This window comes from Bartonella sp. AP30XZML (genome assembly GCF_042195945.1).
GTDB lineage: Bacteria > Pseudomonadota > Alphaproteobacteria > Rhizobiales > Rhizobiaceae > Bartonella.
This window is the reverse complement of the sequence record NZ_JBHIPJ010000077.1, coordinates 86,616-103,914: the sequence shown is the minus strand read 5'-3', so window position 1 is coordinate 103,914 and position 17,299 is coordinate 86,616. Positions and strand designations below refer to the sequence as shown.

Sequence of the window (17,299 nt, the reverse complement as noted above, 5' to 3'; positions counted from 1 at the left end):
ACTTATAAGGTACTTCTTTGAATTTGCCAAGAGAAATTCAAAGCTCTGTTTAGAGCTTTGAATTTTAATTTAAGTAATAACTTAATTGCCCATTGCTTTTTTGAGATTCTCATCAATTTTATCGAGGAAACCTGTTGTAGAAAGCCACTTTTGTTTAGGCCCAATCAAAAGTGCGAGATCTTTAGTCATAAAACCTTCTTCGACGGTTTTAATACAAACTTCTTCCAATGTCGTGGAAAAGTTTTTTAACTTCTCATTGTTATCTAGTTTAGCACGGTGCGCTAGTCCACGCGTCCATGCAAAAATAGATGCAATAGAGTTCGTTGATGTTTCTTCATTCTTTTGATGCTGACGATAATGGCGTGTTACAGTGCCGTGTGCTGCCTCTGCTTCAACAATTTTACCGTCAGGTGTCATAAGAACAGAAGTCATGAGACCGAGAGAACCAAAGCCTTGGGCAACAATATCAGATTGAACATCACCATCATAGTTTTTACATGCCCATACATAGCCTCCTGACCATTTAATTGCAGAAGCAACCATATCATCAATGAGGCGGTGTTCGTAATATAATTTACGATTTTCAAATTCAGTTTTAAATTCCGTATCAAATATTTCTTGAAAGATATCTTTAAAACGACCATCGTAAGTTTTTAGAATGGTATTTTTTGTTGAAAGATAAACTGGGACATTCCTTTGTAGTCCATAATTAAAGGATGCTCGAGCAAAATCACGAATTGACTCATCAAGGTTATACATAGCCATAGCAACCCCTGCGCTTGGGGCATCAAAAACATCATGTTCAATAACTTGATTGTCATCACCTACAAATTTAATACTTAATTTCCCTTTTCCTGGAAATTTAAAATCTGTTGCCTTGTACTGATCACCAAAAGCGTGACGTCCAATAATAATTGGCTTTGTCCAGTTAGGAACAAGGCGAGGGACATTTTTACAGATAATGGGTTCGCGAAAAATGACTCCTCCTAAAATATTGCGGATTGTGCCATTAGGTGATTTCCACATTTTTTTTAGGTTAAATTCTTTAACGCGTGCCTCATCAGGTGTGATGGTTGCACATTTTATACCAACCCCATATTTTTTGATAGCATTGGCAGAATCGATAGTGACCTGATCATTGGTTGCATCACGATTTTCGACGGAAAGATCATAATATTTGAGATCAATGTTGAGATAGGGATGGATTAATTTATCTTTGATATATTTCCAGATGATACGGGTCATCTCATCCCCATCAAGTTCAACAACGGGGTTTTCTACTTTGATCTTTGCCATTAGAAGTCCTTTTTTTTAAGCGATACTACTTTATAGCACTTTCAAGTTTATAATGAAAAGTAAAAATAAGGGAAAAAAGCACTCAAATATGATCTTTTAGAATCTATGATCAATAGAGTGTAAATTTTGTTGGAGGGTTTAATTTTTGAAAAGAAGTGATGTGTTTGCAAATCTATAATTATTCTATGATTGATGAAGAATCTGTTTAATAGATAAGGTAGTTAGATCACTGGGGGTCAAGGATTATGCATTTTTATTATCAGAGTTTCCATTTAATAAGTTGATTGTATTCTAAATTATAGTTTCTTGATTTGTTGTGTTAGGTGAATAAGAATCTATTTTTATATCGCATTTCAATTCTAAGATTACGGTCTGTTTGTTTATAGAAAAGTTTAATGTGAAAAGGCACCGTAATTAAAAATGCTTCATATAAGATGTGTTTTGGGGTGAATTTTAGTTTTGAAGGTTGGAAGAAACGTATAAATGATGTGGCTGGTTTTAATTTAAAAATTAACGGTATACGCAAGAATATGGCTTATAAACTCACCGGATCACGAGCTAGAACCTTCTAATTTTTATATTTTATCGATTTTTATTGTTATTAACTTTGCGCAGTAAAACACTATCTTCGAAATGCAACAAAGAAATCAATTATCTAATGATTCTTGTATCTTTTTTACGAAGAGATCCCTTTAAAAATCTTATTCCCTCGTTTTTATTTATGCATTCCTCATTTTTAAGAATACGAATAAAATGAATGTATTACACATAGAAAAAAGAATTATGGTACGCCCAAGGGGAATCGAACCCCTGTTTCCGCCGTGAAAGGGCGATGTCCTAACCGCTAGACGATGGGCGCAAACCATTGATGAGGCTTATAGAGAGGATCTTTTTACTTCGCAAGCCCTCTGTGTCATTTTTTTTGAAAAAAGTGTGTTTTATTGAATAATTTTTGAGCAATTCCTGTTTGGATTGTTTCTTTTCAGTTTGACTAGTAGGCAAAAATGATCAAAACATTATTTTAAGTGTGTTTATTTTTTGCATATTTTATCGTTTGTTATCTTTGCTTGTACATGAGAATATTATTTAACTTGCTAGAAAGAGCCTTTATACAGAAGATTTCTCATTTGAGCTTATCATAAAGCAAAAAACTGTATAATTTATGAAGTATAAAACAAATATTTATTACCAAATTAGCAAATAATACCAATCATACAAAAGTTTTTTTAGGCATAAACCATAGATTAATTTTATTTTAAAAAATATAAATGGATTCTGTATGATGAAAATAAAAATATTAAAGCAATTATTTACAGAATATATTAAAAATATTTTTCTTATCTTTACTTTTACATGTTTATAAGGAATTTAAAATTAAAACCCCTTCATTTGTTCCCTCACATGTTGAGAAGGTTATTTATTTGAAAATGAATTAGCATGGGTAAAGGGTAGATTGAGATTTTTGTCATTTCAATTCGCTAGTTTTTCAAAGAGGTGGCAGTAAGTTTAGGTAAAATATTTGAGTTTTGCAAATTTATTCTCCATATTTATAATATTTCAGAATTATGGTGTGCACATATTAAGTCTTGTTTTTTACTTTAATGTAAGGTTCTATTTTGATATATAAGTGCATTAAGATTTTTGCATTAAAGATTTATATTTCAAACTATGGAATGGTAGGAAGAAATGTGTTATTATTTACTGATCTACATTGTTTTATCCATTCTCTTAATTTTTCATATGAAAGAATGTTTTTTGTTCCGTATTTGTTAATTTAGAAGAGATGTTTTTATTCTTTCTTACTAAGTCCTTAATATTCTTTAACTTGTTATTGATTATTTTTTAGAACTTTTCTTTATGGCAATTTGCATTTATCAGTTTTACAGATTTTCATTCTGAATTAGATATTTTATAAAGATTCTGAAATCTTTGAAGACAATAAATATTATATTTTTAGGAATGTTGATTGAACAAGCGGGAATAATTCTATTGGAGAACATGAAGTGAATAGAGCGGGGTATTTCTTTTGTTCTTATGGATGTAAGTATTCTTTGTGTTGATTGGCACATCATTTAAACGATTTTTCAGTGAAGAGAGGGATCAGTGGTTAATAATGGCAGAAGCTTTAAAAGTTGGTGTTGCGGGACTTGGTACGGTTGGTACTTCAGTTGTTCGAGCTCTATGTGAAAAAGCGAATAGTTTAGCTTGTCAATGTGGGCGATTCATCAAAGTCGTTGCTGTTAGTGCGCGCGATAAAAGCCGTAATCGTGGAATTGATCTCAGTGATATAAAATGGTTTGATTCACCCGTGGAGTTGGCTGCTTCTGATGAGATTGATGTTTTTGTAGAGTTAATTGGTGGTGAATTGGATGTGGTGTACACCGCTGTTAAGAGAGCGCTTGAGGCGGGACATCATGTTGTAACAGCCAATAAAGCCCTTCTTGCTCGACATGGAGTAGAGCTGGCTATAATTGCAGAAAAAAAAGGAGTTTTTCTTCATTTTGAAGCAGCTGTTGCAGGGGGAATTCCTGTCATCAAAGCGATGAGAGAATCACTTGTCAGTAATCAGATATCGCGAATTTATGGTATTCTCAATGGAACCTGTAATTATATATTAACACGCATGTTTACGGAAGGTCTTTCATTTAAAGATTGTTTAGCAGATGCACAGAGACTTGGATATGCTGAAGCAGATCCAAGTTTTGATATTGAGGGAAATGATACTGCTCATAAATTAGCTTTGTTGACAAGCTTGGCATTTGGAACAGCTGTTTCGTTAGATGATGTTTATGTTGAAGGAATTCATAATATTTCGCAAATTGATATTCGAGCAGCTGATGAATTAGGGTATCGGATTAAGCTTTTAGGAGTTGCATTAAAAACGGATTCTGGAATAGAGCAACGCGTTCATCCAACAATGGTACCAACATCTTCAATGATTGCACAGATAAATGGCGTAACCAATGCTCTTTCTATTCAAAGTGATTTATTAGGTGAATTACTGTTTTCTGGTCCTGGCGCCGGAGGAATGGCAACAGCATCAGCCGTTATTGGTGATTTGGCTGATATAGCAAAAGCGCGTTCTGGTTTTCAGTATGCACCTGTTTTAAGACGTCCAGCATTAGAACTTACTCCTCATAAAAAAGCACGTATTTCGCATCATGCAGGGGGTTATTTTATTCGTTTAAATGTTCATGATCGTACTGGTGTTTTTGCCGCGGTTGCAAGGCATATGGCTGATAATCACATCTCATTGGAGTCGATTGTTCAAAGATCTTTTGTAGAAGATCAAATTGAAAAAACAATTATTTTAATTACGCATGAAACAACAGAGGTGAATGTACGACAGGCACTTGCAGAAATTGAAAAAGATGGACATCTTGTTGCAAAATCTCAATTTATTCGTATTGAGCCTATGGCAGAGAATTGATAACTTTCTTGATAATGACAAAAAGGCAAGCTTGAGTTCTTTTGTTTCTTGTGGAAAATTTTCATCTTTGCCAAAAACTTTATTCTTAGTATTTAATAAGGACTCATATTTTTTCTGGTATTCATTCGGTAGGATTTTTTCATATGCCCACAACTCAGAAGATTTTAAATGGACTTGATCGTATTTTGACGCTTGAATTGGTACGTGTTACTGAACGTGCTGCTGTTGCTGCTGCACGCTGGCGCGGGCGTGGCGATGAAAAAGCTGCGGATCAGGCTGCTGTAGATGCAATGCGGCAGGAACTTAATCGATTGCCTATTGATGGTACAGTGGTGATTGGTGAAGGTGAGCGGGATGAAGCGCCTATGCTTTATATTGGAGAAAAAGTAGGTCTTCAAAGTGGGTTGGCGATCGATATTGCACTTGATCCACTAGAGGGAACAACACTTTGTGCTAAAAATATTGCCAATTCTTTGGCAGTAATTGCAATTGCTGAAAAAGGTAATCTCCTTTACGCTCCTGATGTTTATATGAAAAAAATTGCTATTGGTCCTGGTTATCCAAAGGGAGTAGTAGATATAGATGCTTGTCCTACCGATAATATCCATGCTCTTGCGAAGGCTAAAGGAGTGGCTGTTAATCAGATTGTTGTTTGTATTATGGATAGACCTCGTCATGAAAAATTGGTTAATGAAGTACGTGCAACAGGGGCATCGATTCGCTTGATTGGGGATGGAGATGTTGCTGCTGTTATTGATACAACTGATCCAGAAGAAACAGGTATTGATATCTATATGGGGATTGGGGGAGCACCTGAAGGTGTTTTAGCTTCTGCTGCTTTGCGCTGTATTGGAGGACAGATGCAAGGTCGTTTGCTGCTAGATACAGAAGAGAAAATTGCTCGTGCAGCTAAAATGGGGATTAGTGATCCCAATAAAGCTTATACAATGGAAGAAATGGCAAAGGGTGATGTTTTGTTTGCAGCAACAGGGGTGACAGATGGCAATATGCTTTCTGGTGTTAAATTTACATCTCGTTACATTCAAACGGAAACTCTCATAATGCGCTCCCATACGGGTACAGTCCGTAATATTAAAGCGCAGCATAGAGATCATTCAAAATTTGATTAATGCTTTCTTTTTTCGTCATTAAAAATAGAGGGAGTTTTTCTAGGAAATACGCTTCCATGAATCTATTTTTATGGAAGCGTTTATAGATATGAGAATATCTTATTATTATGAGAGCTGGACAGAATGAACCCAGCCATTTTTATCTTCTATGTTCCCTTTTTGAATGCCAACCAATTGTGTACGAAGCTGCTTTGTAACTCCTCCAACTGTTTCATTTCCAATAATAAATTCTCCCCCTTTATATTTAAAACGACCAATTGATGTGACAACGGCAGCTGTACCACAAGCAAAGACTTCTTTAAGGTGTCCACTCTTTGCATCTTCTTGAAGTGCTGCAAAAGAATAAGGACGCTCTTCTATTTTTAATCCCATTTGTTGAGCTAACCTTAAGATTGAATCACGAGTTATCCCTGGAAGAATAGTGCCGTTAAGCGCAGGGGTTACAAGTGTACTATCTGCCATAATAAAGCAGACATTCATACCACCAAGTTCTTCAATCCATTTATGTTCAATCATATCAAGAAAGAGTACTTGGCTACAATTATTTTCAGTTGCAGTTTTTTGTGCCAGTAAGCTTGCTGCATAGTTTCCTCCACATTTTGCAGCGCCTGTGCCCCCTGGACCAGCGCGGCTATAATCTGTTTCAATCCATACATTGACAGATTTTTCTTCTCCTTTGAAATAGGATTCAACTGGAGAGGCTATGATACAAAAAAGATATTCTTGAGAAGGGCGGACTCCCAAAAAGTTTTCATTGCCAAACATAAATGGACGGATATAGAGGCTAGCGTTGGGATGATTAGAAACCCATTTTTGATCAATTTTTACTAATTTATGAACGGCATCCAGAAAAATATCTTTTGGCAATTCTGGCATAGCTAAACGCCTCGCTGATTCTATAAAGCGTTGTGCATTGGCATCAGGACGGAAGAGCAAGATGCGCCCATCTTTTGCTCGATATGCTTTTAAACCCTCAAAAATTTCCTGTCCGTAATGTAAAACGGTACTTGCAGGGTTAATTTCTAAAGCTTTGTATTGAGAAATGATGGCATTATGCCAGCCTTTGTCTTCAGTCCATTGAATAGTACACATGTGGTCTGTGAAAAATTGACCAAAACCGGGACTTTTTAAAATTTCTTCACATTTTTCTTCTGACAGAGGAGATGGGTGTTTTTCTATTTTTAAGGGAAGCGACGATATAGGAGATTTCATAAAAAAACCTTTTGAGTATGTTTCATTTTTATTAATAAAAATAATGAGATATTTTGATCACAACTCTATTATTAACAAAACCTTTGTGTCAATGTTTTATTATAAAACACAAAGAGGTTTATTATAGAATTCAAAGGCTATGATAGATATTTTAATTCTACTCTCGCCTCTTTTTCTCAACTTTATGAAGTAAGCTGGAACTTTTTTCTATAATTATCGTTTTCTCAAAATAAGTATCTGAATAATTTCATATATGCATATTGTCTAGAAATTAAAAGGTAAGGGAATTGAGAAAAGGAATCTACTATGATTGATAAAAATTATCGCACATATGAAGAACGTATGGCAGCAGAAAGAAGAGATAGTGAACAACGTGTTTCAATTGCTAAGGGTATTTTTGCTATTCTTCTTGCGGTCGTTATTCTCTGGTTTGTTTTTGGTTTTTTAGGATCTTTTTTTGCAAAATCTCCTGAACATAGTTCGCGTTATAATACTCCAGAAACAAGCCAAAGCGTAACAACGCCCAAAAAAGATTTAAATTCGCTTCCTTCTGTACCTTATACTTATAAGGGTACGGAGTGATTTTTTTATAAATATAATCTTTTAGATAGGACGAAAATCGACGTAGACTAAAGAATAAAGTCAGCGCAAAGACATAAAAAAGATTAGACGATTTTAATTTCTGAAGTTTTTGATAAGTAATTAAATGGTATGGAAATAAATAATGCAACGGTTTTAATAACCGTTGCATTATTGGTTTAGCGCGTGATGAAGCAACTTCCTCCAGAACTTTTAATGGTTTCACAAAGGATTATGGCTTCATTACGGTCTTGTGTTTGAATCCGAACACGGTAATAAGTGCCTTTTCCTGGTATAAAAGCGGGTTGAATATTTAAAGAACGGGCACCGATAAGGAATCCAAATTTAGATTTCATATTTTTTAAAGAACTTCTAGCGAGCTCATGCGTTGGCTGAGATGCAAGTTGTACGTAATAACTTTCTGAATTTTGTGCTGCGACTCTGTTTGGTGATATGGGGCGAGACGCGGCTGGTGTTTCAACTTGTGTATTTCTTTCTGCATGAGAAGGAATAGGGATAAATTTTTCTTCAATATTTGAGCTAGAATTATTTTCTGCGATTATTTTATCAATATTATTTTTAAGATCATGATCTCTTTCTTGGTCGTTTATATCAGAATTATGCGACGAAACAAGGGACGAATCTTGAAGTTCATTAGAAGCTTGATCAATGCTTTCTTCAGATTGAGCAGCAGTTTTGCTGTTTGTTTGATGCGCGGGGGCTAGTGTAACTGTACCATCTTGATTGACAATAACAGTTTGTACTTCTCGCATTGGAATAGTATGATTTATAGCTTCTGTGACTGCATCTTCAACATCAGATTCATTTAAAGACGATGAGGAAATGTTTGAAGATTCTTCAGGGTTTAATTCTTTTAAATTTTCAGGTTGTTCAGAGTTATCAATAAGAAATTGTTGTGTATTTTCTTGTTTCTCATTTTGTTCAGTTGTTTGTTTATAGATATCTAAATTATGTGCAACATCATTTTTCGTTTCAGTTGTTTCTGGTTTGAATTTAAAAGGCGTATTATCAGCGTGGATAATGACCGTTTCTTCATTTTTTTGTGATGGCATAAAAAAATGCGAATAAGCAGAAAACCCAATTCCTATTAAAATAAGTATAAAAATACCTTTAACGAAAGTTTTACTAAAAATAAAACTTTTTAAGGGAGGAGGAGCTGGTGGATGCGTGGGAACCTCATCTGAGCTTGTATATGATGAATTCTCGCTAAAAGGGGGAAAATTATATTCCATATTGTCAGAAGAAAAATAGTCGGAATTTTGTTCTTTAGAGTTTACATAAACACCTTCTTTTGAATTTTGCATAGACTGATGAAAAACTTCACTAAAAACTTCATTTTTCTGTTGTTTTTGAGAAAAATTATCCGTTTGGACATTTCCTACATTAAGTACATCAGCAAATTCTTCTTCTAAACCACCACTAGTTGGCACATCATATTCTGGCGCTTCATACGGGACTTCTGGAACCATAATAGGACCAGTTTTTTCTACGATTTCCTCTGAAAATTTATAAGTATCAACATTGGGAGGGGGAGTATCTCTGTGCGTATAGTTATGGGCAAAAAAGCCATCCGTTTGTTTTGTATTTAAAGAGGGGGATGAGGAAAGAAACTCATCTAAATTATTTTCATTATATGAAATTTCTCTATTTGGGTTAGAGGCACCTTCGGCGTTATTGATGTATTGGGCTCGAGCCTCATCATATATCGGAACTTTTTCGCCATAAGTTTTTTGTTGTGAGGGGTTTTCTGCAAAAAAATGGGGATAATTGGTTGTATGATCTTCTTGTGAAGCCCCCTTTAAATAAGATTGTCTATCAACTGGTGGAGAATCTAAAGGTGAGGAGAAGGTACTTCTTGTTTGATTTCTTGCAGTGTTTTGTCTTTCTGACATAAGATTAGAAGATGAGAAAAACTCATTTGCCTCTGTAGAAGAGGAGACATCAGGATAATCTTTTTTGATCCAATTTTCTTGATCAGCTGAAATTTTATAGGGATGGTTTACAGGAGTGTCATAGAGGTTTTGATTGTCATCATAAGTTTGTTGTATATCCGTAGTTTTAGGCTGTTGTGAATTTGTTTGTGAAAAACGATTGGTTTGTTCAACAGATTCTGGAATCTCTTTCTTATTTTCGCGCCTTTCAGATTTATCAAAAAAGAAATTTTCTGATTCTGATTGTGAAATAAGGTTACTTTTTTTAAGAAACGGATCAGCACTGGTTGCTGTTGTTTTCTCTTGAGGGGATTGATTCTTTGGGATTGGTAATGGAGAAAGCTCATCTAAAATTTGTTCTTCATCATGACTGCTAGGTGAAGAATATTTCTCTTCAGATAAATTATTTTGTTTTGAATGGTTGAAAGAAACAGTTTGTGCAATATCTGAGGCTGTTGCGTTGCTGGTTGCACGCAAGTCCCATTGTTTTTTTTGATCATCAAGCGGTAAGTCATGTGCTAAATTATTTTCAAGTTCCTCTTCTAGAAAGGACAAATCAAAATCATCATCATGGGATGATGTTTCGGGGTGAGATGTTGATCGATCTGTCTGTAAAGAAGATTGCTCATTTTGGTTTCCGCTTTGTTTGTGCGGATTAAAAATGCGCGTAAGCCTTTCCAAAGGATCATGGTGTTCATGATCGTGTTTTGTTTCGTGTAGATTTTTGCGATCGTTATCGCTCATAGCTTTTCTCACATGGTGATTTGCATCTGCGTGCAATCAATGGTTGATTTTGATTTGTTATATTAAAATTATAAATTTTCCCCCTCTCATGCAAGGATACATGAAAAAGTTTATCAATAGAGTACCTATTGTATGTATTTATAGAACTTTTTCAACGCATTTCTATTGGTGCTTCGACTCCTATGATGGTAAGTCCTGATGATAAAATATTGATAACAGCTTGTATCAACCCCAATCTTGCAAAGGATAACTCTTTATCATCAGGTTGAATAAAGCGTAAATTGAGATTTTCACTCCCTTTATTCCAATGGGTGTGAAAGCTGGAAGCAAGGTCATAAAGATAAAACGCTAATCGATGCGGTTCCTTATGAACGACGGCCTGTTCAATGATACGTGGATATTCAGAAAGTTTGCGTATTAACAATATTTCATGGTCATCTGTTAATCGATGAAGATGGGCGATTAATGTATCATTTGAAAAGCTTTTAATATGAAGCGCTTCTTGTGCTTGACGAAAGACTGAGTGACAACGTGCACTTGCATATTGTACGTAAAAGATGGGGTTATCTTTTGATTGTTCTGTTACTTTTGCAAAATCAAAATCAAGAGGTGCTTCACACTTACGGTATAACATCATAAAACGCACAGGATCACGCCCAACCTCTTCGACAACATCCCGTAGAGTGACAAAAGATCCCGCTCTTTTTGACATGCGTACAGGATGACCGTTGCGAAAAAGTTTTACCAATTGACATAAGAAGACGCTTAATTTAGCTTTATCCCCAGAAATTGCTTTTGCCATTGCCTCTAGCCGCTTTACATAGCCAGCATGGTCTGTGCCTAGAATATAAATCATTTCATCAAAATGACGATTAAATTTATCCCGAAAATAAGCAACATCAGCAGCAAAATAAGTGTAAGAACCATCAGATTTGACTAAAACACGGTCTTGGTCATCACCAACATTTGTTGAACGGAACAAAGTTTGTTCACTTGGTTCCCAATCTTCTGTATTTTGTCCCTTGGGAGGGGGGAGTTTTCCTTTGTAGATATAACCATTTAAAGTGAGGTCGTTAATGGTGTTACGAATGGCGCGTGCATTATCTGCATAAAGCATTCGCTCAGAGAAAAAGATATCATGATAAATATTAAGAGCAGCCAAATCTTCGCGAATCATGGACATCATTGCATGAATTGCACGTTCTTTCACAAGAGATAAGGCTTCATCTTTATCCATCGTGAGGAGTTGGTCACCAAACTCTTGAGCAAGTGATTGTCCCAATGGTATCAAGTATTCTCCAGGATAGAGCCCTTCTGGAATTTCATTAATTTCTTGCCCAAGAGCCTCACGATAGCGCAATAGTACAGAGTGGGCGAGGACTTCGATTTGTTGACCAGCATCATTGATATAATATTCTTTCGTAATGTTATAGCCCGTAAATTGTAGCAAATTGGAGAGAACATCCCCAACAACCGCTCCGCGGCAGTGTCCTACATGCATTGGTCCTGTCGGATTTGCTGAGACATATTCAACATTGACGCGTTTTCCTTGTCCCATTGGGATACGACCATAAGAAGTGCCTGATTCAAGCATGGATTTTATAGCATCTTGCCAAAATAATTTTGTAAGCTTTATGTTTATAAAACCAGGACCGGCAACATCTATATTTTCGATAGAGGAATCATTTTTAAGAAGTTCTATGATTTTATCTGCAAGTGCACGTGGATTGATTCCAATAGATTTTGCAAGCACCATAGCAGCATTGGTTGATAAATGACCATGGGATGAATCACGCGGAGGATCAACAGTGATTTTTGATAAATCTAGATCTTCTCCATTTTTTCCTTTTATATCAGATAATTCAATTGATCTCTTAATTTTTTTTTCGAAGTTTTTAAAGATATTCATATTTAGCTTCCATGATGATGCCAAAAGCCATTAGACGAAATTATCTGTATGGTCAAATAAACGCTGATATTCACGTAGAGCGTAGTGATCCGTCATGCCTGAAAGAAAGTCAGCAATCAAACGTGCTAACTCTTGATTTTTTAAGTGCACTGTTTTGCTCTGCCAACTTTCAGGCATTGTATTTGGATTTTCATAATAACAATTGAATAATTTTTGTACAATGCATTTTGCTGCATTGCGACGACTAAGAACTTGTTCATGGTAGTAAAGATTTTTAAATAAAAAGTTTTTTAGTTCTTTTTCATAAACGGTCATTGTCGGTGAAAAGGTGACAATAGTTTGTTTTGCTTGGTGAATATCGTTTATGCTTGTTGGTTTGATGCGTGCTAAATTTTTTTGTGACTGTTTGATAACATCTTCAACCATGGTTGTTATTTGTCTTCGTACAAGTGTGTAACCGCGACGCGTTTGGTCGAGGTGGGGATGCTCATCTGTTATATCTTTTAATATTGCTGCTGTTAGTGAAACATGTTCAAATTGATCAAGTGTTAAAAATTGCGAACGTAGACCATCATCAATATCATGCGCATTGTATGCGATATCATCTGCAATAGCAGCACATTGCGCTTCTAGTCCTGCAAAACAATCGAGTGCAAGGTCTTGCTCTGCATTGTATTGTAAAATATCGATAGGAACTTCCTTATTCTTCGCGTGAGGACCTAAAAGGGGACCATTATGCTTTACAAGTCCTTCGAGGGTTTCCCATGTAAGGTTAAGTCCATCAAAATTTGCATAGCGCTGTTCTAGTTTTGTGACAATGCGTAATGCTTGTGCATTATGATCAAAGCCGCCATAATGTACCATGGCTTCATTAAGTGCATCTTCTCCAGCATGGCCAAAGGGCGTGTGTCCAAAGTCGTGAACAAGGGCAATGGCTTCGGCAAGGTCTTCATCAAGACACAGGGCACGGGCTAATGTTCTTGCAATTTGAGAGACCTCTATGGAATGGGTTAGGCGAGTACGATAATGATCGCTTTCGTCAGCAATAAATACTTGCGTTTTATGTTTAAGACGTCGAAATGCATTAGAATGGATAATACGATCTCTATCTCGTTGAAAAGGTGAGCGTGTGGTACTCATCGTTTCATGGAATAATCTACCACGGCTTGTTTGCGGATGAGCACTGTACACTGCTCGAGATTGGTAATTAAAGTTGATATTGCCTATATCCATTGCAAGTTGCCCATTATCATCTTAAAATTGAGAGTGGTTTATGACAAATAAACTGCTCTTTGAGTATGGGATACTCTTTCTTGATGGTTTAATGCAAGGATATATAAAATGAATGTGAAAATTTCAGATGTTGCTGCCAAAAAAATTGCACAGATACTTTTGCGTGAACCCGATAAAATAGCATTACGTATTTCTGTTGAAGGTGGTGGGTGTTCTGGTTTTTCTTATAAATATGACTTGGTTTCTGAAATGTGTGAAGATGACCTCGTCCTCAAAAAAGACGGGGCAGTTGTGTTTATTGATTTACTATCACTTCCTTTTATGGAAGGAGCTGAGATTGATTTTTTTGATGATCTTATGGGGCAGTCTTTTCAAATCCACAATCCCAATGCTGTTTCATCGTGTGGTTGTGGTGTAAGTTTCTCAATTTAAATGATGGCTTTGTGATATTGTTTCTTGAAAAAAATATCATGTTGGTCAACAATGTGAGAATGGGTATTCTTATAAAAATAGTGCACCGATGTGTATGGTTGTGCGTGGTGCTTACTTTATTGATCTGGAGCCACTGTGCTTTTTCTGAAGAAGGAGAAGGGAAAGATCAGCAGCAGGGACAATCAAGGAGTTTTATTGTAAAGTCTCAAGAGCAGGAAAAAGAAAATGTAGCATCTCAAACACAACTCATTTTGAATGCTCGATTAACAAATAGTCATCCGGATATTGAAAAAGGGCTTGTCTGGCGGGTTTATGCCCCTATTCTAGGGATTGATAATAAATTACCATTAGTGGCAACCTATAAGGGGGGAAGTGCGCGTTTTGATCTCGAACCAGGAAATTATCTTGTTCATGTCTCATTTGGTCATATGAGTGCTGTGCGCCATATTCGTTTAAAAAATGGACAGAGTCTTGTAAAAAACTTTAATCTTGAGGCTGGTGGAGTCATTTTAAATGCAACACTGCTCAATGGTGTAATGAATGAAAAGGAATTACGTTTTACTATTTATGAGGATGAAAAAGAAAATGATGATACGGGGGTGATTTTATCAAATGTTAAACCCCAATCAGTTGTGCGTTTAAAAGCTGGCCGCTACCATGTTGCTTCCCATTATGGTTCTATTAATGCGACGGCTCGTTCCGATATTCAAGTGGATGCTGGTAAAATAACAGAAGTTACCCTTGAACATCAGGCTGCTCAGATTGTCTTAAAGCTGGTACGACAAGAAGGAGGGGAAGCGCTTGCAGATACAAGTTGGTCTCTTGCCAATGATTCTGGTGATATCGTTTATGAAACAGTTGGTGCTTATGTTTCACTCGTGTTAGCGGAGGGAGAGTATATTGCAATTGCTAAAAATAAAGATAAAATCTATCAAAAAGTTTTTTCAGTCGTTTCTGGTCATGACGAAGATATAAGTGTGGTGGCGAATGAGCAAAATATGCAACGAATTGATGAAGATGTGGATTGATTGTTGTTCATGGGGGTAAACTATGAAGAGAGACGGGGTATGAGTTTTGATTGAAATTTCAACAGTTGGTGTGTTTTTTGCTGGGGCACTCTCTTTTTTGTCGCCCTGCGTTTTGCCATTAGTTCCTCCTTATTTGTGCTATATGGCAGGTGTTGGTATTGATGATTTTCGTTCAGAAAAGCCTGATGAGAAAGTCTTTATCCGGTGGGCTTTATTATCTTCTGTTATTGCTTTTGTTCTTGGGTTTACGACTGTTTTTGTTGCTTTAGGTGCCAGTGCTAGTACAATTGGGAAATTCATCGGTTATTATCGTGATTGGTTTGCCCTTGCTGCTGGAATTGTCATTATTATTTTTGGTTTAAATTTTTGGGGGATTTTCAAGATCGCTTTTTTATTTCGTGAGGCGCGTTTTCAGACCCAAAAAACACCTGCTGGTCCTTTAGGCGCGTATATTATCGGTTTAGCTTTTGCCTTTGGTTGGACACCGTGTATTGGCCCTATTTTAGGTCCTATTATAACGCTTGCTGGAACAAAAGAAACTGTGGGAGAGGGAGCTGTTCTCTTAGCGGTTTATGCATTAGGTCTTGCTATTCCTTTTATGTTAGCAGCTTTATTTTCGAGCAGTTTTATGCGATTTTTAGGAGCTTTTCGTATTCATTTAGGAAAAGTTGAAAAAATCATTGGTGTTTTTCTTATTCTTACAGGGATTTTGTTTTTAACAGGTTCTATGCAGGATCTTTCATTTTGGCTTTTAGAACATTATCCTTCGTTGAGTTATATTGAAGATATTCGTTGGCACAGTATTATGAATTTTTTTGGATTTTCTCGTTAGTCTTATGTGTTTTATGGTTAGAAGTTGTCTTTCTATTGTTCTTGCCGCAGGTGAGGGGACGCGCATGAAATTGTCTCTGCCTAAGGTACTTCATAAAATTGCTGGATTGCCTCTTATATGCCATGTTCTAAAACAAATAGAATTGGCAGGCTCTTCACAATTAGCGGTTGTTGTGGGATATGGTGCTAAGGAGGTTATGCACGTTGTTCAGTCATTTGTAAAAGATGTAATGATTTTTGAACAAAAAGAGCGTTTAGGAACTGCCCATGCTGTTTTGTCTGCTCGTTTAGCTTTGCAAAAGGAGGTGGATGATGTGCTCATTGTTTTTGGGGATACTCCTCTCATTCAGCAAGATTCATTGCACCAAATGCGTGCACAGCTTGCTGATGGAGCAGATGTTGTTTTTGCAGGTTTTCATACCAAATATCCAACAGGTTATGGGCGTCTTCTCGAGAAAAATGGTCAATTGATTGCAATTGTAGAAGAAAAAGACGCTAGCGATGAAGAAAAAAAGATTTCTTTTTGTAATGGTGGAATACTCGCTATGCGTGGAAAACATGCACTTTCTCTTTTAGAGAAAGTTGGTAATAATAATGTGAAAAAAGAATATTACTTAACAGATATTGCTTCTCTTGCAACACGCGAAGGATTAGATGTGCGTGTTGTTGAAGTTCCTTTTGAAGATATTGTAGGAATTAACAACGGTCTTGAGCTTTCTGAGGCTGATTCTTTGTGGCAAAAACGTAAAGCGCGCGATTTAATGTTATCGGGTGTTACACTCTTAAAGCCAGAAACACTCTATTTTTCTTATGATACAGAAATTGAACCAGGGGTGGTGATAGAACCAAATGTTTATTTTGGGTTAAACGTAAAAGTACAATCTGGTGCTGTTATTCATGCATTTAGTTATCTCGAGGGTGCTGTGGTTGGTAAGGATGCACAGATTGGTCCCTATGCACGTTTGCGTCCAGGAACAGAGTTGGCGAAGTCCGTAAAGATTGGAAATTTTTGTGAAGTCAAACAAGCTAAGGTAGGAGAATCTTCTAAAATCAATCATTTAAGTTATATTGGTGATGCCGAAATTGGTGCACATACCAATATTGGAGCTGGTACGATTACTTGTAATTATGATGGATTTAATAAATATAAAACCATAATTGGTGATCATGCTTTTGTTGGGTCTAATACGGCACTTGTTTCCCCATTGGTAATAGGGGATGGCTCTTATGTTGCTTCAGGAAGTGTTATTACTGAAAATATTCCTATGAACAGTATGGCTTTTGGGCGTGCACGACAGGTTATAAAAGAGGGCTATGCGACAAAATTTCGAGAGCGCTTGTTAGAAAACAAACAGAAAAAATGATTATTTTCAGTCTATTCCTTTGTTTCGTGTTAATCTAACGATGGATAGGATGTTTATTCTTAAAGATTGCCGTACTCCATGTTTGAATTATTTTATTATTTATAGTTTTAAATAAAGGCTGTTGGATTGTTTTATAAGATTTAAATCTTAAGATGAGGG

Annotated in this window: 12 protein-coding genes and 1 tRNA gene; 7 read left to right on the top strand and 6 right to left on the bottom strand. The window is 36.2% G+C overall.

The window, feature by feature from the left end:
* Positions 1-81: 81 nt before the first annotated feature.
* Both ACFIL2_RS05830 and ACFIL2_RS05825 read right to left on the bottom strand, forming a co-directional pair.
* Positions 82-1,296, bottom strand: a complete 1,215-nt coding sequence (locus ACFIL2_RS05830; protein ID WP_375639866.1) for an NADP-dependent isocitrate dehydrogenase — start codon at positions 1,294-1,296, stop codon at positions 82-84.
* A gap of 784 nt (positions 1,297-2,080) precedes the next feature.
* Positions 2,081-2,155 (bottom strand) — tRNA-Glu (locus ACFIL2_RS05825).
* A gap of 1,254 nt (positions 2,156-3,409) precedes the next feature.
* Between ACFIL2_RS05825 and ACFIL2_RS05820 the strand changes: the two genes are divergently transcribed.
* The gene (locus tag ACFIL2_RS05820) at positions 3,410-4,726 is read left to right on the top strand and encodes a homoserine dehydrogenase (RefSeq protein WP_375633188.1); all 1,317 of its coding nucleotides are present in this window, start codon (positions 3,410-3,412) and stop codon (positions 4,724-4,726) included.
* Between the two features lie 143 nt (positions 4,727-4,869).
* Positions 4,870-5,856 (top strand): class II fructose-bisphosphatase, encoded by a 987-nt coding sequence (gene glpX, locus ACFIL2_RS05815; RefSeq protein ID WP_375634464.1) that lies wholly within the window; start codon positions 4,870-4,872, stop codon positions 5,854-5,856.
* Between the two features lie 105 nt (positions 5,857-5,961).
* Here the strand turns inward: glpX and ACFIL2_RS05810 are convergent, their stop codons facing one another.
* Positions 5,962-7,068: a branched-chain amino acid aminotransferase gene (locus tag ACFIL2_RS05810; protein WP_375680603.1), complete on the bottom strand. Its 1,107-nt coding sequence runs from the start codon at positions 7,066-7,068 to the stop codon at positions 5,962-5,964.
* A gap of 306 nt (positions 7,069-7,374) precedes the next feature.
* Between ACFIL2_RS05810 and ACFIL2_RS05805 the strand changes: the two genes are divergently transcribed.
* The gene (locus tag ACFIL2_RS05805; protein ID WP_375642999.1) at positions 7,375-7,650 is read left to right on the top strand and encodes a hypothetical protein; all 276 of its coding nucleotides are present in this window, start codon (positions 7,375-7,377) and stop codon (positions 7,648-7,650) included.
* 176 nt (positions 7,651-7,826) lie between these two features.
* Here ACFIL2_RS05805 and ACFIL2_RS05800 read toward each other — a convergent pair whose 3' ends face one another.
* The 3 genes from ACFIL2_RS05800 to ACFIL2_RS05790 all read right to left on the bottom strand — a co-directional run bounded on the left by ACFIL2_RS05800 (position 7,827) and on the right by ACFIL2_RS05790 (position 13,485).
* On the bottom strand, positions 7,827-10,343 hold the full coding sequence (locus ACFIL2_RS05800; protein ID WP_375680602.1) for an SPOR domain-containing protein: 2,517 nt from the start codon (positions 10,341-10,343) through the stop codon (positions 7,827-7,829).
* A gap of 151 nt (positions 10,344-10,494) precedes the next feature.
* Positions 10,495-12,252: an arginine--tRNA ligase gene (argS, locus tag ACFIL2_RS05795; protein ID WP_375636827.1), complete on the bottom strand. Its 1,758-nt coding sequence runs from the start codon at positions 12,250-12,252 to the stop codon at positions 10,495-10,497.
* Between the two features lie 30 nt (positions 12,253-12,282).
* Positions 12,283-13,485 carry a deoxyguanosinetriphosphate triphosphohydrolase gene (locus tag ACFIL2_RS05790; RefSeq protein ID WP_375636828.1) on the bottom strand — a complete coding sequence of 401 codons (1,203 nt, stop codon included), beginning with the start codon at positions 13,483-13,485 and terminating at the stop codon, positions 12,283-12,285.
* Positions 13,486-13,593: 108 nt separating this feature from the next.
* Between ACFIL2_RS05790 and ACFIL2_RS05785 the strand changes: the two genes are divergently transcribed.
* The 4 genes from ACFIL2_RS05785 to glmU are packed head-to-tail and all read left to right on the top strand — an operon-like array spanning position 13,594 to position 17,140.
* The gene (locus tag ACFIL2_RS05785; protein WP_375639862.1) at positions 13,594-13,917 is read left to right on the top strand and encodes a HesB/IscA family protein; all 324 of its coding nucleotides are present in this window, start codon (positions 13,594-13,596) and stop codon (positions 13,915-13,917) included.
* Between the two features lie 38 nt (positions 13,918-13,955).
* On the top strand, positions 13,956-14,945 hold the full coding sequence (locus tag ACFIL2_RS05780) for a carboxypeptidase regulatory-like domain-containing protein (protein ID WP_375639917.1): 990 nt from the start codon (positions 13,956-13,958) through the stop codon (positions 14,943-14,945).
* Positions 14,946-14,991: 46 nt separating this feature from the next.
* Positions 14,992-15,777, top strand: a complete 786-nt coding sequence (locus ACFIL2_RS05775) for a cytochrome c biogenesis CcdA family protein (RefSeq protein ID WP_375680601.1) — start codon at positions 14,992-14,994, stop codon at positions 15,775-15,777.
* A 13-nt stretch (positions 15,778-15,790) separates the two neighbouring features.
* The gene (gene glmU / locus ACFIL2_RS05770) at positions 15,791-17,140 is read left to right on the top strand and encodes a bifunctional UDP-N-acetylglucosamine diphosphorylase/glucosamine-1-phosphate N-acetyltransferase GlmU (RefSeq protein ID WP_375639860.1); all 1,350 of its coding nucleotides are present in this window, start codon (positions 15,791-15,793) and stop codon (positions 17,138-17,140) included.
* Positions 17,141-17,299: the final 159 nt, after the last annotated feature.

Bases quoted from the DNA above. Each gene is read 5' to 3' on its own strand.
- glpX (WP_375634464.1), top strand. From the start codon at position 4,870: ATGCCCACAACTCAGAAGATTTTAAATGGACTTGATCGTATTTTGACG.
- glmU (WP_375639860.1), top strand. From the start codon at position 15,791: ATGGTTAGAAGTTGTCTTTCTATTGTTCTTGCCGCAGGTGAGGGGACG.
- ACFIL2_RS05800 (WP_375680602.1), bottom strand. From the start codon at position 10,343: ATGAGCGATAACGATCGCAAAAATCTACACGAAACAAAACACGATCAT.
- ACFIL2_RS05790 (WP_375636828.1), bottom strand. From the start codon at position 13,485: ATGGATATAGGCAATATCAACTTTAATTACCAATCTCGAGCAGTGTAC.
- ACFIL2_RS05805 (WP_375642999.1), top strand. From the start codon at position 7,375: ATGATTGATAAAAATTATCGCACATATGAAGAACGTATGGCAGCAGAA.
- ACFIL2_RS05810 (WP_375680603.1), bottom strand. From the start codon at position 7,068: ATGAAATCTCCTATATCGTCGCTTCCCTTAAAAATAGAAAAACACCCA.
- ACFIL2_RS05830 (WP_375639866.1), bottom strand. From the start codon at position 1,296: ATGGCAAAGATCAAAGTAGAAAACCCCGTTGTTGAACTTGATGGGGAT.
- ACFIL2_RS05820 (WP_375633188.1), top strand. From the start codon at position 3,410: ATGGCAGAAGCTTTAAAAGTTGGTGTTGCGGGACTTGGTACGGTTGGT.
- ACFIL2_RS05780 (WP_375639917.1), top strand. From the start codon at position 13,956: ATGTTGGTCAACAATGTGAGAATGGGTATTCTTATAAAAATAGTGCAC.
- argS (WP_375636827.1), bottom strand. From the start codon at position 12,252: ATGAATATCTTTAAAAACTTCGAAAAAAAAATTAAGAGATCAATTGAA.
- ACFIL2_RS05785 (WP_375639862.1), top strand. From the start codon at position 13,594: ATGAATGTGAAAATTTCAGATGTTGCTGCCAAAAAAATTGCACAGATA.